The sequence below is a fragment of the Pseudomonas sp. MWU13-2100 genome, from assembly GCF_023242365.1.
Taxonomy (GTDB): Bacteria; Pseudomonadota; Gammaproteobacteria; order Pseudomonadales; family Pseudomonadaceae; genus Aquipseudomonas.
The window spans coordinates 77873-94556 of sequence record NZ_JALLIX010000003.1 but is presented as its reverse complement, the minus strand read 5'-3'; the positions used below and the strand labels follow the sequence as shown (position 1 = coordinate 94556).

At 61.8% G+C, this 16684-nt stretch carries 12 protein-coding genes; 2 read left to right on the top strand and 10 right to left on the bottom strand.

The window, feature by feature from the left end; all coding sequences use genetic code 11:
- Positions 1–234: 234 nt before the first annotated feature.
- Positions 235–1584 carry a 2-hydroxycarboxylate transporter family protein gene (locus M5B99_RS03415; RefSeq protein ID WP_248802654.1) on the bottom strand — a complete coding sequence of 450 codons (1350 nt, stop codon included), beginning with the start codon at positions 1582–1584 and terminating at the stop codon, positions 235–237.
- Between the two features lie 604 nt (positions 1585–2188).
- On the opposite strand from M5B99_RS03415, the gene M5B99_RS03410 reads away from it, so the two are divergent.
- Entirely contained in the window at positions 2189–3532 is a 1344-nt protein-coding gene (locus M5B99_RS03410) for an OprD family porin (protein WP_248802653.1), read from the top strand.
- A 256-nt stretch (positions 3533–3788) separates the two neighbouring features.
- On the opposite strand, the gene M5B99_RS03405 is transcribed toward M5B99_RS03410, so the two are convergent.
- Entirely contained in the window at positions 3789–6242 is a 2454-nt protein-coding gene (locus M5B99_RS03405) for a penicillin acylase family protein (RefSeq protein ID WP_248802652.1), read from the bottom strand.
- A gap of 218 nt (positions 6243–6460) precedes the next feature.
- On the opposite strand from M5B99_RS03405, the gene M5B99_RS03400 reads away from it, so the two are divergent.
- Entirely contained in the window at positions 6461–7027 is a 567-nt protein-coding gene (locus M5B99_RS03400; RefSeq protein ID WP_248802651.1) for a cysteine hydrolase family protein, read from the top strand.
- Between the two features lie 155 nt (positions 7028–7182).
- On the opposite strand, the gene M5B99_RS03395 is transcribed toward M5B99_RS03400, so the two are convergent.
- From M5B99_RS03395 to M5B99_RS03360, 8 genes are all read right to left on the bottom strand, one after another.
- A complete protein-coding gene (locus M5B99_RS03395; protein ID WP_248802780.1) occupies positions 7183–8280 on the bottom strand; it encodes a DUF1513 domain-containing protein in 1098 nt (365 codons plus the stop codon).
- Between the two features lie 2 nt (positions 8281–8282).
- Positions 8283–9347, bottom strand: a complete 1065-nt coding sequence (locus tag M5B99_RS03390; RefSeq protein ID WP_248802650.1) for an imelysin family protein — start codon at positions 9345–9347, stop codon at positions 8283–8285.
- A gap of 12 nt (positions 9348–9359) precedes the next feature.
- Complete coding sequence (locus tag M5B99_RS03385) at positions 9360–10781, bottom strand: di-heme oxidoredictase family protein (RefSeq protein WP_248802649.1); 1422 nt, start codon at positions 10779–10781, stop codon at positions 9360–9362.
- Between the two features lie 267 nt (positions 10782–11048).
- Complete coding sequence (locus M5B99_RS03380) at positions 11049–12389, bottom strand: imelysin family protein (RefSeq protein WP_248802648.1); 1341 nt, start codon at positions 12387–12389, stop codon at positions 11049–11051.
- Positions 12390–12561: 172 nt separating this feature from the next.
- A complete protein-coding gene (locus M5B99_RS03375; RefSeq protein WP_248802647.1) occupies positions 12562–14613 on the bottom strand; it encodes a putative bifunctional diguanylate cyclase/phosphodiesterase in 2052 nt (683 codons plus the stop codon).
- 286 nt (positions 14614–14899) lie between these two features.
- Entirely contained in the window at positions 14900–15496 is a 597-nt protein-coding gene (gene sodB, locus M5B99_RS03370) for a superoxide dismutase [Fe] (RefSeq protein WP_103498275.1), read from the bottom strand.
- Positions 15497–15675: 179 nt separating this feature from the next.
- Positions 15676–16278, bottom strand: a complete 603-nt coding sequence (locus tag M5B99_RS03365) for a LysE/ArgO family amino acid transporter (RefSeq protein ID WP_248802646.1) — start codon at positions 16276–16278, stop codon at positions 15676–15678.
- Between the two features lie 4 nt (positions 16279–16282).
- Positions 16283–16684: an ACT domain-containing protein gene (locus M5B99_RS03360; RefSeq protein ID WP_248802645.1), complete on the bottom strand. Its 402-nt coding sequence runs from the start codon at positions 16682–16684 to the stop codon at positions 16283–16285.

The following is a 16684-nucleotide window of genomic DNA, read 5'->3' as shown; positions in this document are numbered from 1 at the left end:
CGACACTCATGCTGTACGGATTGAGCAATATCCATGAGTGTTGTTGAAACTGGATAATACTCCAGGCCTGGAGGGGGCTTTTCTCTGTCGTAAACAGATCGAAAAACTTGCGATGGCGATTACAAAACCATGGAAAAAGAGCAAGGCGCTGGTAGAGCGGCGATGAAGCGCAGTCCTGCACTTCGTCGCTTGCACTCCGTCAAACAGGCCGAGTAAGCCCGGCCCCGGGTTTTCTTATGCCAACTGAGAGATGGCGATCAGCGCCAATGTCACCATGATACCGCCGCCGATGCGCGTGGCGATTTGCGCAAACGGCATCATCTGCATGCGGTTGGCGGCGGTCAAGATCGCCACGTCTCCGGTGCCGCCCTGGCCGCTATGGCAAGCGTTCACGATCGCGGTCTCGATCGGATACATTTTCATCCAGCGCCCGACCACAAAACCCGTCGCCATCAAGGTCACCACCGTTGCCACGATCGTGATCAGGTTAGGCAAATTGAAAGCAGCGACCAGCTTGTCCCACGGTGTCATGACAGCGCCGATCGCGAATAGCAACGGATAAGTCACTGCCGTCGAAAAGAACTTGTAGACGACGAACGAACCTTGCTGCAATTGCGGCGACACCGCGCGCGACAGCTTAAACACTACCGCGACAAACAGCATGGCGACCGGCGCCGGAAAACCGAACAATTTGAAGGCCATCAAACCGACGATGTACAACGTGATGGCGGTGATGCCGGCCGCGGCGATATGGGAGATATCCATATGGCCCGGCAGGGCTTCTTCGCTCGGCTCCATGTCGTCGTGCTCGCCCGGCTGCAGACGGCCTTCGCCGGTCAGATGCGGATTTTTCTTGCCATAGGCATTCAACAGCCCGGACAGCAGAATGGCCGTCAGGCTACCTAGCATCACTGGCGGCAGAACTTGCGCGAAAACTTCGCCCTGGGGCACATGCTGGATAGCGGCATAACCGATCGACAACGGGATCGCGCCTTCGCCAACGCCGCCCGCCATGATCGGTACGACCAGATAGAAGAAGGTGTGGAAGGCGCCCAAGCCCAACAAGGTGCCGACCAGGGTGCCGACAATGGAAGCCGCCACGGTACCGGCAGCGAGCGGCACGAATATCTTCAGGAAGCCCTTGATGAGCACCGTTCTGTCCATGCTGAAAATACTGCCGACAATGATCGACGCAATGAACAGATAAAGGAAATTGGACGATTTGGTAAATTCCGCCACATTCTTGAGAACCAGATCCGGCACCAGATGCTGGAAAGCCAGAAACGAGGGAATGAACGTGGCGAAAATCGCGGCGGCGCCGATATTGCGGAAAAAGGGCAGGCGCTTGCCGAGCTCGGCGCAGCTATAGCCGCCTATCGCCAGAATGGCGATCGACACGGAAATGTCAGTCGGCACCTTGTCGGTGAGGGCGAATCCACCGAGCAGCACCAGAAGCAGCAGGTACACCGGCAACGGTATGATACCGATGCGAATCTCCATGATTTTCCACCAGCCGTACGGCCAGAATTTAGTGGATACATCATCCTTACCCATCAGCGGCTGCTCGGACGGACTCGCTTTCATATTTATCTCCACTGCCTTTATTGTTTTCATTATTTTGTCAGATCTTCACGCAGCCAAATGTATTGACCTCTGCAGAAGCCGCCGATTTTGGTCATGCACCCATGATTATATACCGCCAACCTTTCTGACAGCTTTCAATAAAGCCCTTAACAATATTGAGTCCTGCAGAAACCGCAGATTTTTACATCGCATCCATTACTGTATACCACCAACCTTTCTGGAACCTTTCAATAAAGTCCTTTAACATTAACCTCTGCAGAAATCGAAAACTCTGGTCTTGCGCCGGCTACCTTAAATCACCAACCTTTCTGACACCTTTCAATAAAGCGCCTTGAATAAGCTTTCCCCAAATTATATGTTCGCGCCATTGTAAAACGGACCGACGGTAGTTTAGAGTCAGCAAGAAATTTGCAAACAGATCTCAATTACCATAAAACTCAGCAATGCACCGAAAGCGAAGTTTGCCCGGCAAATACCGACCTGATATAAATTCGCGCCGACGCAAAAAAACAAAAGCTGACGCTCAAAAAAAGAAAGAGCCGCCCAGACAAAAATACAAGTGGGACGGCAGTATTCTTCCTAATAATAAACGGAGCAAATGACGATGCGCGTAATGAAGTGGAGCATGATCGCCCTGGCTGTTTCTGCAGTAGGTTCCCAATTGGCAATGGCTGAGCCCTTTGTAACCTCTCAGGCTGATGCCCCGGGCTTTGTTGAAGGAGCCAAGGCTGGCGTGGTTCTGGAGAACTTCTACTTCAACCGGACCCGGCAGGATCAGAAAACGACAAAACGCAATAAAGACTCCATCGACTGGACCCAAGGCATCCGGGGCAAATTCAGCTCCGGCTACACTGAAGGTACTGTGGGTCTCAAGGTTGATGGCTTTGGTGATGCGGCTTACAAACTCTATGGTCGTGACGATGAGGGTGGCTCGCTCAATCTACCCCGCAATAGCACCAATACTGGAAACGACAACAGCTACGGCAAAGCCGGTGCCGACATTGCAGTTCGCATCTCCAAAACCGAGCTGAAGTTCGGCGACTTCACCCCAAGCACGGCGCCAGTATTCGCCCTCGGCACACCCCGTCAGTTCCAACAGACTGCCCGTGGCTTCCAACTGCAAAGCAGCGAAATCAAAGACCTCGATCTGGACGCCGGTCACTTCTACGCCAGCAGCAGCGAGGACAACACCACACTGCAAGGCAACCTCTTTAGCCAATACGGCGTTACTCCGATCAGAAGCATTGATTACGTGGGCGGCAAGTACGGCCTCAATGAGAACCTGAGCGTATCCCTCTACGGTGCCAAGGCCCAAGACACGTGGAATCAGTACTACACCAACGCGAACTACACCCTTCCGTTGGCGACCGATCAGTCTCTGAACTTCGACTTCAACCTCTATCGCACCACCGACACCGGCGCGGCGAAAGCGGGCAAGATCTCCAACACCGCCTACTCGCTGGCTACAGCCTATTCGTTCCTGAAGGCACACACCGTTACTCTGGCGTTCCAGAAGATTAACGGCAACGAACCATTCGACTACATCGGTGCGGGTGACAAAAACCGCACTACCGAGTCGATCTTCCTGAGCAACTCGATTGAGTACTCCGACTTCAACGCCCCGGGTGAAAGGTCCCTGCAGGCTCGTTATGACATCAAAATGGCCGAGTACGGCATCCCAGGCCTGAGCTTCATGGTTCGTTATGCCCATGGCGAAGGTATCGACGGTACCCATATGAACGCTGTGTATGCGGCCCAAAACGGCTATGGTTCAAACGGTCATCACTTCGAAACCAACTTGGAAGCCAAGTACGTTGTACAGTCTGGTCCTCTGAAAAACCTGTCCATCCGTGCACGCCAGGCTTGGCACCGTGCCAATGCTGCCGAGAGTGAAGGCAACGTCAACGACTTCCGCCTGATCACCGACTACCCAATCAACTTCCTCTAATCACCTGATTACCTGCCGAATTGATGTGACACTCGGTTAAAGAACGGCCCATCCTGGTGATGGGCCTTTTTTTTATTGGTGCGCCAGGCATGGCGCGTAGCGCCGTGACTGGCGCTGTTCGGTTCATAGTGGTGGTGATTCGGACGATTATCCGTACGGCGTGTAGGAGCCGGCTTGCTGGAGATAGCGAGGTATCAGGCGACAGGGAGGTTGACTGTCGGGCCGCTATCGCCAGCAAGCCGGCTACAAGGGAGCGTTACTTGCCGGGTGTCAGGGTCAGGCGCGTGGTGCCGTAGGCCTTGTCGAAGTTCTGTTGTTGCATCGGGAAGCTGACGTACTGGGCCTTCAACCAGCCATCGATACCGCTGGCGTAGCTCGGGCTGGCCGGGTTGCCGGACTGTCCGGGGCTCTGTTGGCCGCTCATCGGTTCGATCTGGCCGAAGTCGACGATCATGCGCACCCCCGGCGCCTGGGTGACGTCGAAGTTGGCGCCGCCCCAGGCGTAGGCCGAGGTATTCAGCGTGGTGTGGTCGCCGCCGGCCTGGATCGGTCCGCGGATAACCTGGCCGGCCGCGTTCTTCCAGCTATAACGGTGCAGCGTGCCCCATTGCCAGGCCTTGTGATCGCTGCCCAGCAGGCTGTCACCGGCGCTGATCGCCGCCGCCAGGCTGCGGGCCAGGATCGCCGGCTTGTCTTCTTTCTGCGGCGTGCGACTGTCATCCCAGAACGGGCTGTCCTCGCGGCCCAGCAGGTGATCGGCCTGGGCCGAGTAGGACAACTTGCCGTTGGCGACAAAGGCCTGCCAGACCGGACCGTTTTCCGGACCGAGCTTGTCGAGGAAGATCTGCTTCATGCTTTCCCGCAGGAACAGCTCGTACAGCGCGGCATCGGCCGAGGTCGGGCTGAGCCTGCCGTCGAAGGCCAGCAAGCGGCTCAGGGCCTCGTGGGCCTTGCTCCGTTCGGCTTCCGGCAAGGCGTCGATGGCCTGCTTGAGCGGGCCGGCCATGCCCGGTGCCTCGAACATCTTCTTCAGTTTGTTGGCGAACGTGGTGCTCTGGTCGTACTGCATGGCGATCATGCTGCGGCTGTCCTGCTTGCCGGCGGCGGCCAGTTCCGCCAGGCGTTCGCCGCGCTCCGGGTAGTACCAGGCGTTGGACAGTTGCATGCCGTAGCCGTGCGCCGCCGTGCGCTGGTTGGCGGTGCCCAGCCAGCCTTGGCCCGGGTCCTGGTCATAAGGGTGGAGCATGGCATCGGCGTAGCCGTCCCAGTCGAAGCGGCTGTCCCAGCCCGGCGATGGCAACAGGCCTTCGCCTTCGCGACGGTTGGGGAAGCGTCCGGTGACCTGCCAGCCGATATGGCTGGCGTCGGCGAAGACCATGTTCAGCGCGATGGCGCGGATTTCCCGGCTGGCATCGGAGGCTTTCTCGGCGCTCTGGGCGCGGGACAGGTCGAAGAACGCATCCAGGCTCTTGTCGTCCTTGAACGATGAGGTTTGCAGGGCCAGGCCGTAGCCGCCGGTCAAGGCGGTGTTATCCAGTGCACTGTTGAGCAGCGGGCCGTGGCGGGTTTCGAACACCGTCTCGCGGATCGAGCGCTGGCCCTTGATGAAGTAGGTTTCGTTGCGCACGATCGCCGGTAGCCATTTGCCGTCGGCTTCGTAATAGAGCGTATTGCCCTGGCGCTTGAGTTTTTCCAGGAACAGGTCTTGGTTGTCCCCCGGCACGGCGGCCATGCTCCAGGCCACCTTGCCGTTGAAACCGGACAGCAGCATCGGCAGGCCGGCGATCGAGGTGCCGGCGGCCTGGTACTTCGGCGCGTGGATCTGCACGTAGTTCCAGGCGGCGGGGGCGCTGGTCGGTTGCTGCAGGTCGGCGGCCAGCAGGCTCTTGCCGCTGCGGCTGCGCTGCGGGCCGATGGCCCAGTTGGTCGAGGTCCCGGAGCCGAGGATATTCAGCGCGGCCACTTGCTCGGCGGCCTTGTTCAGCGCGCCCAGGCCCGAGACCTGGCTCAGGGCGATGCCCTTGAGTTTTTCGGCTTCGGCCAGCGGCAGCGGTTCGTCCTGGGCGGCCGGGGTCAGCCAGGCGAGCTTGTCGACGCCGACTTTCTGCGCCAGGACCAGGCTGGAAATCTCTTGCTGCAGGTTGGCCGACAGGTTGAAGTTGAGCAGGCAGAAGATCAGCGCCGAATCTTCCGGCTTCCAGTATTCCGGGCGGTAGCCGCTGCCGGCCAGGTCCGGCGGCAACTTGTCGCGGTAGCGGAACAGGTAGGCATTGACGCCGCGCGCGTAGACTTCGAAGAAGCGCTTGAGCCGCGGCGACGAGGCGTTGTACAACTCGCCGGCGCTTTTCTTCAGGTTGACGGCACGCATGAAACGGTCGCTGTCGAGAGCGTCGGCGCCGTTTATTTCGGCGAGCCGACCCTGGGCCAGCAGGCGCAGGGTGACCATCTGGGTGATGCGGTCGCTGGCGTGGACGTAGCCTAGGGTGAACAGCGCATCGTGAAAGGTGTTGCTTTCGATCAGCGGCATGCCAAGGCTGTTGCGGCGCACCGAGACGTTCTGTGCCAGGCCCTTGAGCGGCTGCACGCCGGAGGTCGGTGGCAGGCTGTCCTGGGCGTTCCAGGTCTGGCAACCAGTCAGGCCGAGCAGGCCCGCCATGGCGGCGGCAACGCCACATTGCTTGAGAGAGAAGGAAAAGGCTGGCGAGGCCATGGCAAGGCTCCTGCGGGGGGTAGCGTCAGTAAAGGCGCTACGTTAGTGAGCAGGAGGAAGGCGCGCAAGACGGCGGGCGGGCTTATTTCAGGTTTTGAGTGATAAATCGGATTTGCCGGGGGCTTGTGATCGCGTGCAATCTGGCCAGCAGAGCAACATCTGCGCCTGCGCCAAGTCTTGCGCGCACGGCATCAGGACCAACAGGGAGTGGAATAAACATGCACATTCAGGCAAACGCGGCGTTGATCCTGATCGACCAGCAGCAGGGCATCCTGCATCCCCGCCTGGGGCCGCGCAACAATCCCGAGGCGGAGGAACGCATGCTCGACCTGCTGCGGCACTGGCGCCGGAATGCGCGTCCGGTGGTCCATGTCCAGCACTTGTCGCATTCGCCTGAATCGGTGTTCTGGCCCGGGCAGTCCGGGGTCGAGTTCCAGCAGCGCTTCGCGCCAGGGACGGGGGAGCGGTTGGTGCGGAAGCGGGTGCCGGATGCGTTTTGCGCGACGGGGTTGGCGGACTGGCTGCGCCAGGCGGGTATCGCGCAGTTGGTGATCGTCGGGGTGGCGACTCACAACTCGGTGGAGTCGACGGCGCGCACGGCTGGCAACCTCGGGTTTGAGACCTGGGTGGTGGAGGATGCGTGCTACACCTTCGACAAGGCTGACTACTTCGGCGTGCCGCACAGCGCCCAGGAGGTCCACGCCATGTCCCTGGGCAATCTGCACGGGGAGTATGCGACGGTGGTGTCCAGCCAGTGGGTGCTTGGGGCGCTGTCCGCCAGTTGAGCATGCTGCCGCCTGATGAGCTGTGGGGCCTGTGGGAGCGGTGCTTGCCCGCGAAGCTTTTAGCGTTCTTATAGACCCCTTCGCGGGCAAGCACCGCTCCTACAGGAGCAGCTCCCACAGGGCCAGTTGCTACAGGGCCAGTTGCTACAAGGGCGTCAGGCCAGGTGCAGGTGGTTGTCCCACAACCCCGCCGGCAGTTCCAGTGGCTGGGCGATCAAGGTTTTCTGGCGGCAGTCGTAGAAGCGGCAACGGCCCTGGCCCGAGGTGACGACGAAGCCGTCCGCCACCGCGCCGACACCCGCGCAGTCCGGCAGCGGCGCATCCAGGCGTAGCGCGGCGCTGTCCAGGTCCCAGATGAAAAAACGGTTGCCCCGTGGCGCGGTCAGGGCCACCAGGCGCAACTCGCTGTGCACCGCGACGCTGGCGCTGTAGTGCGCCATGGCCTGCAACTGCTGCTCGGCCACCGGGAAGGCGACAAAGGGCTGGCCGGGACGCTTGATCGCCAATAACTCGGACGACTCGTGGGACGGGCCCATGAATTGCTGGCCCGCGACGATGGTGCCGTCGCTGGCCACGCCCAGGTGGCGCACGCTGTTCATCGGTTGGGCCAGGGTTTCCTTGCTCAGCAGCGTGCCGTCGCGGTGCATCAGTACCAGGCTTGGCTCCATCGCGTCGAGGTTCATCTCCACCCGGCTTTCAGCTTCGGTGCGAATGCCGCCGTTGGCGATGATCAGGGTCTCGCCGTCGGGCATCCACGCCACCTGGTGCGGGCCGATGCCATGGGTCGAAATCTCGCCGGCATGGACCAGTCGCTCACTTTCGAAACGATAAACACCCAACAGGCCACGGCCCGGATCGCGGGTGTCGTTCTCGGTGGCGTACAGCCAGTCGCCGCTCTTGTGGATCACTGCATGTCCATAGAAATGCCGGTGCGGTTGCGAGGCGATGGTCTGCAGCAGGCGGCCGTCCCGCAGGTCGACCAGGTAGCTTTCGGTACCGGGGCGCCGCGCGACGAACAATGCCAAGGGCTGGCTCGGGTGGTTGACGATGTCGTGGCAACGCTGGCCGACCTCGGTGGCGAAGACCTGCGTGCCGTCCAGCCGATAGCCCACGGCATAGTGCCGGCCGTCGCTGTCGTTACGGGCGGAGAGCAGCAGCGGGCTGTTGCCCTTGTGCCGGAACAGGTTCCAGCCGCCCAGCGTCAACGCGCTGAGCAGCAGGCTGCCGAGGGTCAGGGCCTGGCGTCGCAACATCATCAGTCCCCGTCGTTGGCGTTGAAGCCCAGTTGGATGCCCAGCGCCTTGGCCAATTCACCTTCGTGCAGGCGGTGGACCACGTTGAGACTGTCGTAGAGGTCATCGAGCTGCTGACGTCCGCCATCGTCGCCGAGCAGGTCGGTCAGTGAGCGCTGGGTGCTGTCGAACAGTTTCAGGGACGCGGCGTAGGCGGCGTCGATCTTGTCTGCCAGCGGCTTCTGCTGCGTCGGCAACAGGTTGCGCAGGCCCTTGTTGTCGACGCCGAGCCAGACAGTGCGGGCGGCGGCCAGGCTGGCACGCATGCCTGGCAGGGACGACTGGCTGCGCCAGGCATCGGCCTGGAACGGCTGCGGGATGCCCTTGGTCTGGCGGCCCATGGGCGTGCCGAGTTTTTTCTTCAGGGTGTCCAGGGCGGTGACCTGGACCCGCAGCAGGTCGGCGATGGCTTCGTGGGAGTCGGCGTAGCGCGGGTTGGGGAACTTGCTCATCTGCGCGAGCATGCCGTCGCTGGTTTCCCAGCGTGAGAGGATCTCTTCGGCGAGGATTTTCTGGTGCTTGCCGATGGCGCTCAGCAGCGGGCAATAGCGGGCTTTCTGGGCCGTGTCGGCCAGGTCGATCTTGCTGTCGTAGAGGATGTACTCGTAGGCCGAGAGACCCTGCACCACGACGCTGGACTTGGCCAGGGCATCGGCGTCGATCTGCGGCTGGGCGCTGAGCAGTTGCTCGACCTGGCGCCCCACCAGGTTTTTCTTGTCCGGCCAGAACTGTACCTGCCAGGAACGATTGCCTTCGGCCAGTGGCCCGATCAGCAGCGGCTGCAATTCGGCCCAGGCTTTCTGTGCGTGGAGAAAGTCGGCGCGGGCGGTATCCAGGCTTTCCTTGCCCTCGCAGAAGGCCAGGGCGCTGATTGCCAGTTGGCGGTCGGCGTCGACCCAGCGGCTGTAGGTCGGCAGGATCACCTGCTTGGCGATCGCCGCCGAGGTCAGCGCCTGCGGGTCCTGCGGCGAGCAGGCGCCGAGGGCCAGCGCGGCCAGGCTGGTGAACAACAGTTTGGGGCGGAACATGTCCGTCTCCTTTTACAAAGAGTTCAGGAAGGCCAGCAACGCGGCGCGTTGTTCGGCATTGAACGACAGCACCTGTTGTTGCGCCGGCAGGGCCTCGCCGCCATGCCAGAGCACAGCCTCGAGCAGGTTGCGGGCGCGACCGTCATGCAGGAGCTGGGTGTGGCCGCTGACGGTTTGCGTCAGGCCGATGCCCCACAGCGGCGGGGTGCGCCAGTCATTGCCGTCGGCCAGGAACTCGCTGCGCTGGTCGGCGAGGCCGGGGCCCATGTCATGCAGCAGCAGGTCGCTGTAGGGGCGGATCAGCTGGTTGGCCAGCTCGGGTTCTGCGGCCGTGGCCGAGGTGGTGAACTGCGGGGTATGACAGGCCTGGCAACCGACCTGGTAGAACAGGCTCTTGCCGGCCAGCACCTGCGCCGCGCCGACGTCACGGCGGGACGGTACTGCGAGGTTGCGAGTATAGAAAGTCACCAGGCGCAGGATGTTGTCGCTGACTTCCGGTTCGCCATCCGCACCGCCGCCGTGGGGGGCTTGCAGGCAGTCGGTCTGGGTCGGGGTGCAGTCGTCGAAGGGGCGCAGGTTGGTGGTCAGGCCCGTGTCACTGGAAAACGCATGGACGTTCTGTTGATTGATGTTCGGTTGCCCGGCCTTCCAGCCAAAGCGGCCGAGGACGGTCTTGCGCCGGGCATCGTCCCAGACCCGGTTCGGGCGGCCGTTGACCCCCAGGCGTTGCTGCTGCCGGGCGTTGGCCAGGATGGCTTGCTCGGGAATCGCTTCGAGCAGGCCGAGGCCGATCATCGGCGGGGCGATGCGCGCGGAAAACAGCGTCTTTGGGTGCATCGGACCGTAGCCCAGGTGGGTGATGCGCAGCGTCGGTCGGCGCAGTTCGACTTGCGTGCCGTCCTGGAAACGCACCGGCACGGCTTCGTAATCAACCCGCACCTTGCCTTCCGGAGCGACGCCGGGGATGGCCATGTCCTGCAACTGTCCGCCGTAGACCGGTTCCGGCACCACACCCTGGCGTTCGATCAGGTTGGCGTACATCGGGTTGTTGGGAATCGACAGACGTACCAGCATCGACACCGTGTTGTCCGCGCCCGGTGCCGGCGGATGGCCGCGCCCGTCCTTGATATGGCAGTTCTGGCAGGCGTTGGTATTGAACAGCGGACCGAGGCCGTCGCGGGCGGCGGTGGTGGACGGGGCGATGACCCAGGGACTGCGGAAAAAATTGTTGCCGACGCTGAAGTCCAGCCGCCGCTCCAGCGAGAGGTTGGCCAAGGGTTGCGAGAAGGCGTTACGGTCGTGTTTGTCTACCGTGGTGCTACCGCCGGATCGAGCTTCGCCGGGTTCAGGCTTGGTAAAGCGCGGAGCGTTGTCGCAGGCGGCCAGGCCAATGGCCAGGAGCAGCGTCGACAGGCGAAGGGGCAGCGAGGGCATCGGTGTCCAGGGTGTTAGAAGGACCGGGAGCAAGTTTATCAGTCCCGATACATTTGAATAAGAGGGATTGGCATTTGCTTTATTTGCGGCATGGTACGGTCTTGTGGCGAGCGGGCTTGCCCGCGCTGGGGCGCGAAGCGCCCCTAAAACCAGCGAACCGTATCTATCAGGTAGACCGAGTTCAGCGGTTTTACGACTGCTTCGCAGCCGAGCGCGGGCAAGCCCGCTCGCCACAAGTTTTGGTCAGACTAGAGACCGTGTTACCAATCAGAAACCGTGATCGGCGTTATTCGGATTCAGGTCGCTGATGCCCAGCTTGGCCGCCGCCTGCTCGATGGAGCCGGTCTGCTTGACCAGTGCCGAGATGGCATCGCGCACGATCTTGTTACCGGGCTCGTTGCCGGTTGCGATCAACTGGTCGTAATGCTCACCCTTGTTGGCATGGTCGACCATGATCTGGATCTTCGCTTCGGTGGCTTGCAGGTCGTTCTTGAGTGCTTCATCGGTGGCCGGGTCGGCCTTGGCCACCAGGGATGACAGGCTCGGACCGGTCAGTTTGCTGCCGTCGACACGGGTGTACTCGCCCAGGTAGACGTTGCGGATGCCCTTGGCATCGTAGAAGTGCGAGTTATGGGTGTTGTCGCTGAAGCAGTCTTGCTCGTCTTCCGACGAGTTGGCTTCCAGGGAAACCTTCATGCGCTCGCCCGCCAGTTCACCGAGGGACAGGCTGCCCATGCCGAAGAGCATTTTGCGCAGGCCGCTTTCAGCCGGTTCGGCTTCCAGGCTGGCGCGATAGTTGTCGGCCACATCCGGTTTCCAGTTGCCGACCATTTCGTCGAGGTCGTTGACCAGCAGTTGGGTCACGGCCTTGAGGTAGGCACGTCGACGATCATTGTGCCCGCCGGTGGCGCCTGGACCTTCCAGGTAGTCCGAGGCCGGACGGCGGCCGGAGCCGGGGCCGGTGCCGTTCAGGTCCTGGCCCCAGAGCAGGAATTCGATGGCGTGGTAACCGGTGGCGACGTTGGCTTCGGAGCCACCCAGCTCGTTGAGGCTGGCGAGTTTTTCCGGGGTGATCTCGCTGACATCGACCTTGTCTTCGCCGACCTGGATCTGCGGGTTGGCGATGATGTTGGCGGTTGCGGCCGGGTTGCCCAGGGCATGTTCGTAGGAGGCGTCGACGTAGTCGATCAGGCCTTCGTCCAGTGGCCAGGCGTTCACCTGGCCTTCCCAGTCATCGATGATGGTATTGCCGAAGCGGAACACTTCGCTTTGCAGGTACGGCACGCGGGCGGCGATCCAGGCGGCGCGGGCGGCCTTGAGGGTCGTTTCGTCCGGCTTGGCGAGGAAGGCGTCGACAGCGGCCTGCAGGTTCTTCGCGGTGGATTCGGCATCGCTGAACACGGCGAAGACGATCTCGGTGTAGTGGGCGACCACGGCCTTGGCGGCGGCTTCATCGACCTTGGCGGCGGCATCATCGGTGGACGCCTGGGCGGCGGCGGCAGGGGCCTGGGTGGCCGCCGTGGATTTTTCCTTGTCCTTGTCGCCGCAACCGACGAGGGCGATGGCGATGGCCAACAGGCTGGCGGTGGCCAGGGGCATGCGAATCATGGCGAACATCCTGCTTCGAGAGGGGGGACGGAGGCACGCGGCCCCGCAAAACCGCCACATAATGCGAAAGATTTGCATTCTGTGTAAAGGGCTTGGTGATTGAAATATCTGGTATTAAAACGTCGATTGATTCCGGCGTGTTTTGTAGGGGCGAGCTTGTTGGCCCCGGGCCTTACAGGATTGCCGCATTGCTGCGCTGTGCCTGCTTCAGATACGCTGCCAACTCACGGGCCGGCAGCGGCTTGCTGTAGTGGTAGCCCTGGCCCTCGTGGCAACCTTCGGAAATGATGTAGGCCTCCTGTTCCACGGTCTCCACGCCCTCGGCGATCACCTGCATGCCGAGGCTCTTGCCCAGCTGGATGATCGCCCGGACGATGGTCGCATCGTCGTCGTCATCGAGCAGGTCCTGGACGAAGCTCTTGTCGATCTTGATCTTGTCCAGCGGCAGGCTCTTGAGATAACTCAGCGACGAGTAGCCGGTACCGAAGTCATCGATGGCGATCAGCGCGCCGGAGCGGCGCAGGCTCAACAAGTGCTGGGCAGCAGTGCTGATGTCTTCCATCAGACCGGTCTCGGTGACTTCCAGCTCCAGGCTGCGCGGCGGCAGGCGGTACATTTGCATGAGGTTGTTGACTACCCGCGGCAGTTCGGCGTGGTGCAGTTGTACGGTGGACAGGTTGACCGCCATGCGCAGGTCGCTGAAACCCTGGTCATGCCATTCGCGCAACTGGCGGCAAGCCTGGTCCAGCACCCACTCGCCGATGGCGATGATGGTGCCGTTCTGTTCGGCCAGGGGAATGAACAGGTCTGGTGGCACCAGGCCGTGTTCCGGGTGCTGCCAGCGGATCAGCGCCTCGACGCCCACCACTCGATGGTCGCGGTAGCTGATCTGCGGCTGGTAGACCAGGTAGAACTGGTTGCGGCTGAGGGCTTCGCGCAGGTCTTTTTCCAGCTCGCGACGGCGGCGCATTTCGCTGTCGACGCTGGCGATATAGAACTGGTAGCGGTTGCGCGAGCGGGACTTGGCCAGGGTCATGGTCTGTTCGGCTTTCTGCAACAGTTTTTCGGTGCTGTCGCCGTCTTCCGGGAACAAGGTGATGCCGATGGTGGCGCGCAGGCGGATTTCCTGATGGTCGAGGGCAAACGCCGCTTCCAGATCGTCGAGGATGCTCTGGGCCAACTCGGCCGCTTCATAGGGTTGTTCGATATCGGCCTGGACCAGGGCGAACTGGTCGCCACCCAGTCGGGCCAAGGCGCCGAGGCGGCCGCTATGGGCGCGCAGGCGGTCGGCCAGGGCCAGCAACAGCTGGTCGCCGACCTGATAGCTGAACTGCTCGTTGATACCCTTGAAATCGTCCAGGCCTACGCAAAGTACCGCGACCCGGCGCTGCAGGCGCCCGGCGTCCACCAGGATCTTGTCCAACTGCTGCTGCAACTGCTGGCGATTGGGCAGGCCGGTGAGGAAGTCGTACTGGGCCATGCGCAGCAGGCTGTTTTCCGCTTCGTGACGCAGGTGGGTATTGCGCTCGATGGAGGCCAGCAACTGGTTGGCGGTGTTGACCCAGATGCCCAGCTCGTTTTTTTCATGACCCTTGAGCTGTGGCAACTGGTGTTCGCTGGGGCGATCGGGGTTGACGGTGCTCAGGTGCTCGATGATCCGCGACAGCGGTTTGGTCAGCAGCCAGTGATAGACCAGATACAGCACCAGGCCGAGGAACAGCGCCCGCAGCACACCGGAGATGAAGATGATCACCGAGTTGACCAGGAAACCCTGGCCGTAGGTAGCCGTATCGAGGGTGATGCTCAGGTCGCCGTAATATTCGCTGTAGGGGCCGCGACCGACCAGTTGCGTACTGAAGGTGCTTTGCTGGCCGAGGATCGGATCGGTCAGCCAGCGGCTGGCGGTTTTTTGCAGGTCGCGGGATTTTTCCGCGAGCATGGCTTCGTTGGGATGGCCGATGGAGGCCATGCGTACGGCGTCGTCCTGGAACAGGCCCTCGATCACTTGCATGCCCATCTCGCGGTCGAGGCTGTAGACGGCCTGGGTCGAGGGGTCGCGGAACATGTCGAGAATGCGCTGGGCATCGCTGGCCACGGCTTGTCGAGTCTTGTAAGCATCAAAGACGATCTGCGCGCAGCTCAATACAACGCCGACGATCAGCGCCGACAGCAGTACGACCCGGAGCAACTTCACCGACAAGCTGTTCTTGAATTCCAGCTTCAAAGGGCTATTCCTTGTTCCGTGCGGATGGCATCAAGTTGCCATGAGTATTGGCAATCCGGCCCGGTCAGTCAAAGGGACAATGCAAACGGCGAGAACCCGTGCTCTTGCTTGGCCGATCAGGTAGCTCCCGGACCTTTTCAGGCCATGAAGACTGTGTCGGTCGCTCAAGCTGTCTACTTGAGGGAGGCGCGTCATTTTCCCGGATTATTCAGGTTAGTTCCTGTCGCTGCGGCAGGCATAAAAAAACCCGGCGAGGCCGGGTTTTTTTTGCGAAGCGGATTCAGTCTCAAGCGGTGAAGGCTTTGCCTTCGAACTGCTCGGCGACGAATTTCCAGTTCACCAGGTTCCAGAACGCCTCGACATACTTCGGACGAACGTTGCGGTAGTCGATGTAGTAGGCATGTTCCCAGACGTCGCAGGTCAGCAGCGGGGTGTCGCCGCTGGTCAGCGGGTTGCCGGCGCCGATGGTGCTGGCCAGGGCCAGGGAACCGTCAGCTTTTTTCACCAGCCAGCCCCAACCGGAACCGAAGGTGCCGACGGAAGTCTTGGTGAACTCTTCCTTGAACTTGTCGAAGGAACCGAACGCGGCGTTGATGGCTTCAGCCAGCTTGCCGGTCGGTTGACCGCCGGCGTTTGGCGCCAGGCAGTTCCAGTAGAAGGTGTGGTTCCAGACCTGAGCGGCGTTGTTGAAGATGCCGCCGGAGGAAGACTTGACGATTTCTTCCAGGGTCTTGCCTTCGAACTCGGTGCCTGGCACCAGGTTGTTCAGGTTCACGACATAGGTGTTGTGGTGCTTGTCGTGATGGTACTCCAGGGTTTCCTTGGAGATGTGCGGCTGCAGGGCATCATGTGCATAAGGCAGCGGAGGCAATTCGAAAGCCATGGTGATTCTCCTAATCAGGTCAGTTGCGGTGAGCGCAAGGCCGATCACGGCGGCCATACAGGCGTGCGCCGGGGAGTTTGTACTCTTTGCGGCGCAAGACTCGGATCATAGCACCGGGGTGGCGGCTTAACCACGCAACAACTGTGTGGGATAGAGGTTCCAGAGCCTTTTGGAATAAGTCAGCCGACGCCGATCAACTGGGCGGCGACGCCGAACATCATCACGGCCACCAGCAGGTCGAGCAGGCGCCAGGTGGCCGGGCGCGCCAGCCACGGGGCCAGCCACGCCGCGCCCAGGGCCAGGCTGAAGAACCACAGCAGCGAAGCGCTGGCGGCCCCCATCACGTAGGCGCCGGGCTCGGTCTGCTGGGCGCCGAGGGAGCCGATCAGCAGCACGGTGTCGAGGTACACGTGGGGGTTGAGCAGGGTCACCGCCAGGGCGCTGAGCAGCACGGCGCGCAGTGAGCGCGCGGTCTGGCCTGCGCCTTGTTGCAGGCTCTGCCGGGAAAAGGCCCGACGCAGCGCCAGGCCGCCGTACCAGAGCAGGAAGGCCGCGCCGCCCCAGCGGGCGAACGCCAGCAGCGTCGGGTTGTGCGCCAGGACCGTGGCCAGGCCGAAGACCCCCGCGGTCATCAGGATCGCATCGCAGAGCACGCACAAGGCCGCCACTGGCAGGTGGTGTTCGCGGCGCAGGCTCTGGGCCAGGACAAAGGCGTTCTGCGTGCCGATCGCCATGATCAGGCCGGCGGCCACCAGCATGCCATTCAGATAGCTTTGCCACATGACGTTACTCCCCGTGCTCGGCCAGTTGCCGCAAGACCTGCAGGGCGTGCTCGGCGTCGTCGCGCCCGACGAACAGGTGATCGTGGTAATAGCCGGCGATCACGTTGCAACTGATGCCGGCCTGGCCCAGGGCGCCGGCGAAGGCGGCCGTGAGGCCGACCGCTTCCAGCGCCGAATGCACGTTGAGGGTGATCCAGGCCGCCAGGTAGTCGAACGGCAGTCCGAGGGCCTGGGCGTCCTCGCGGCGCAGGATCACAGTCAGGCCCTCGGGTTCGCGAAAGCTGCCGATCGGCTCGTGGCCGTTGAGCAGGCTGGTGTCGGTCAGGGTGCAGAAAACGTAGTCGCCCTCGTTGAGTTCGGGGCTCATGCTGCGCAGCAGCACGCTCAGGGAAGTTTCGCCGGCCAT

Coding starts and splice junctions, on each gene's coding strand:
- M5B99_RS03415 (WP_248802654.1), bottom strand. CDS start 1,584: ATGAAAGCGAGTCCGTCCGAGCAGCCGCTGATGGGTAAGGATGATGTA.
- M5B99_RS03410 (WP_248802653.1), top strand. CDS start 2,189: ATGCGCGTAATGAAGTGGAGCATGATCGCCCTGGCTGTTTCTGCAGTA.
- M5B99_RS03405 (WP_248802652.1), bottom strand. CDS start 6,242: ATGGCCTCGCCAGCCTTTTCCTTCTCTCTCAAGCAATGTGGCGTTGCC.
- M5B99_RS03400 (WP_248802651.1), top strand. CDS start 6,461: ATGCACATTCAGGCAAACGCGGCGTTGATCCTGATCGACCAGCAGCAG.
- M5B99_RS03395 (WP_248802780.1), bottom strand. CDS start 8,280: ATGTTGCGACGCCAGGCCCTGACCCTCGGCAGCCTGCTGCTCAGCGCG.
- M5B99_RS03390 (WP_248802650.1), bottom strand. CDS start 9,347: ATGTTCCGCCCCAAACTGTTGTTCACCAGCCTGGCCGCGCTGGCCCTC.
- M5B99_RS03385 (WP_248802649.1), bottom strand. CDS start 10,781: ATGCCCTCGCTGCCCCTTCGCCTGTCGACGCTGCTCCTGGCCATTGGC.
- M5B99_RS03380 (WP_248802648.1), bottom strand. CDS start 12,389: ATGATTCGCATGCCCCTGGCCACCGCCAGCCTGTTGGCCATCGCCATC.
- sodB (WP_103498275.1), bottom strand. CDS start 15,496: ATGGCTTTCGAATTGCCTCCGCTGCCTTATGCACATGATGCCCTGCAG.
- M5B99_RS03365 (WP_248802646.1), bottom strand. CDS start 16,278: ATGTGGCAAAGCTATCTGAATGGCATGCTGGTGGCCGCCGGCCTGATC.
- M5B99_RS03360 (WP_248802645.1), bottom strand. CDS start 16,684: ATGGCCGGCGAAACTTCCCTGAGCGTGCTGCTGCGCAGCATGAGCCCC.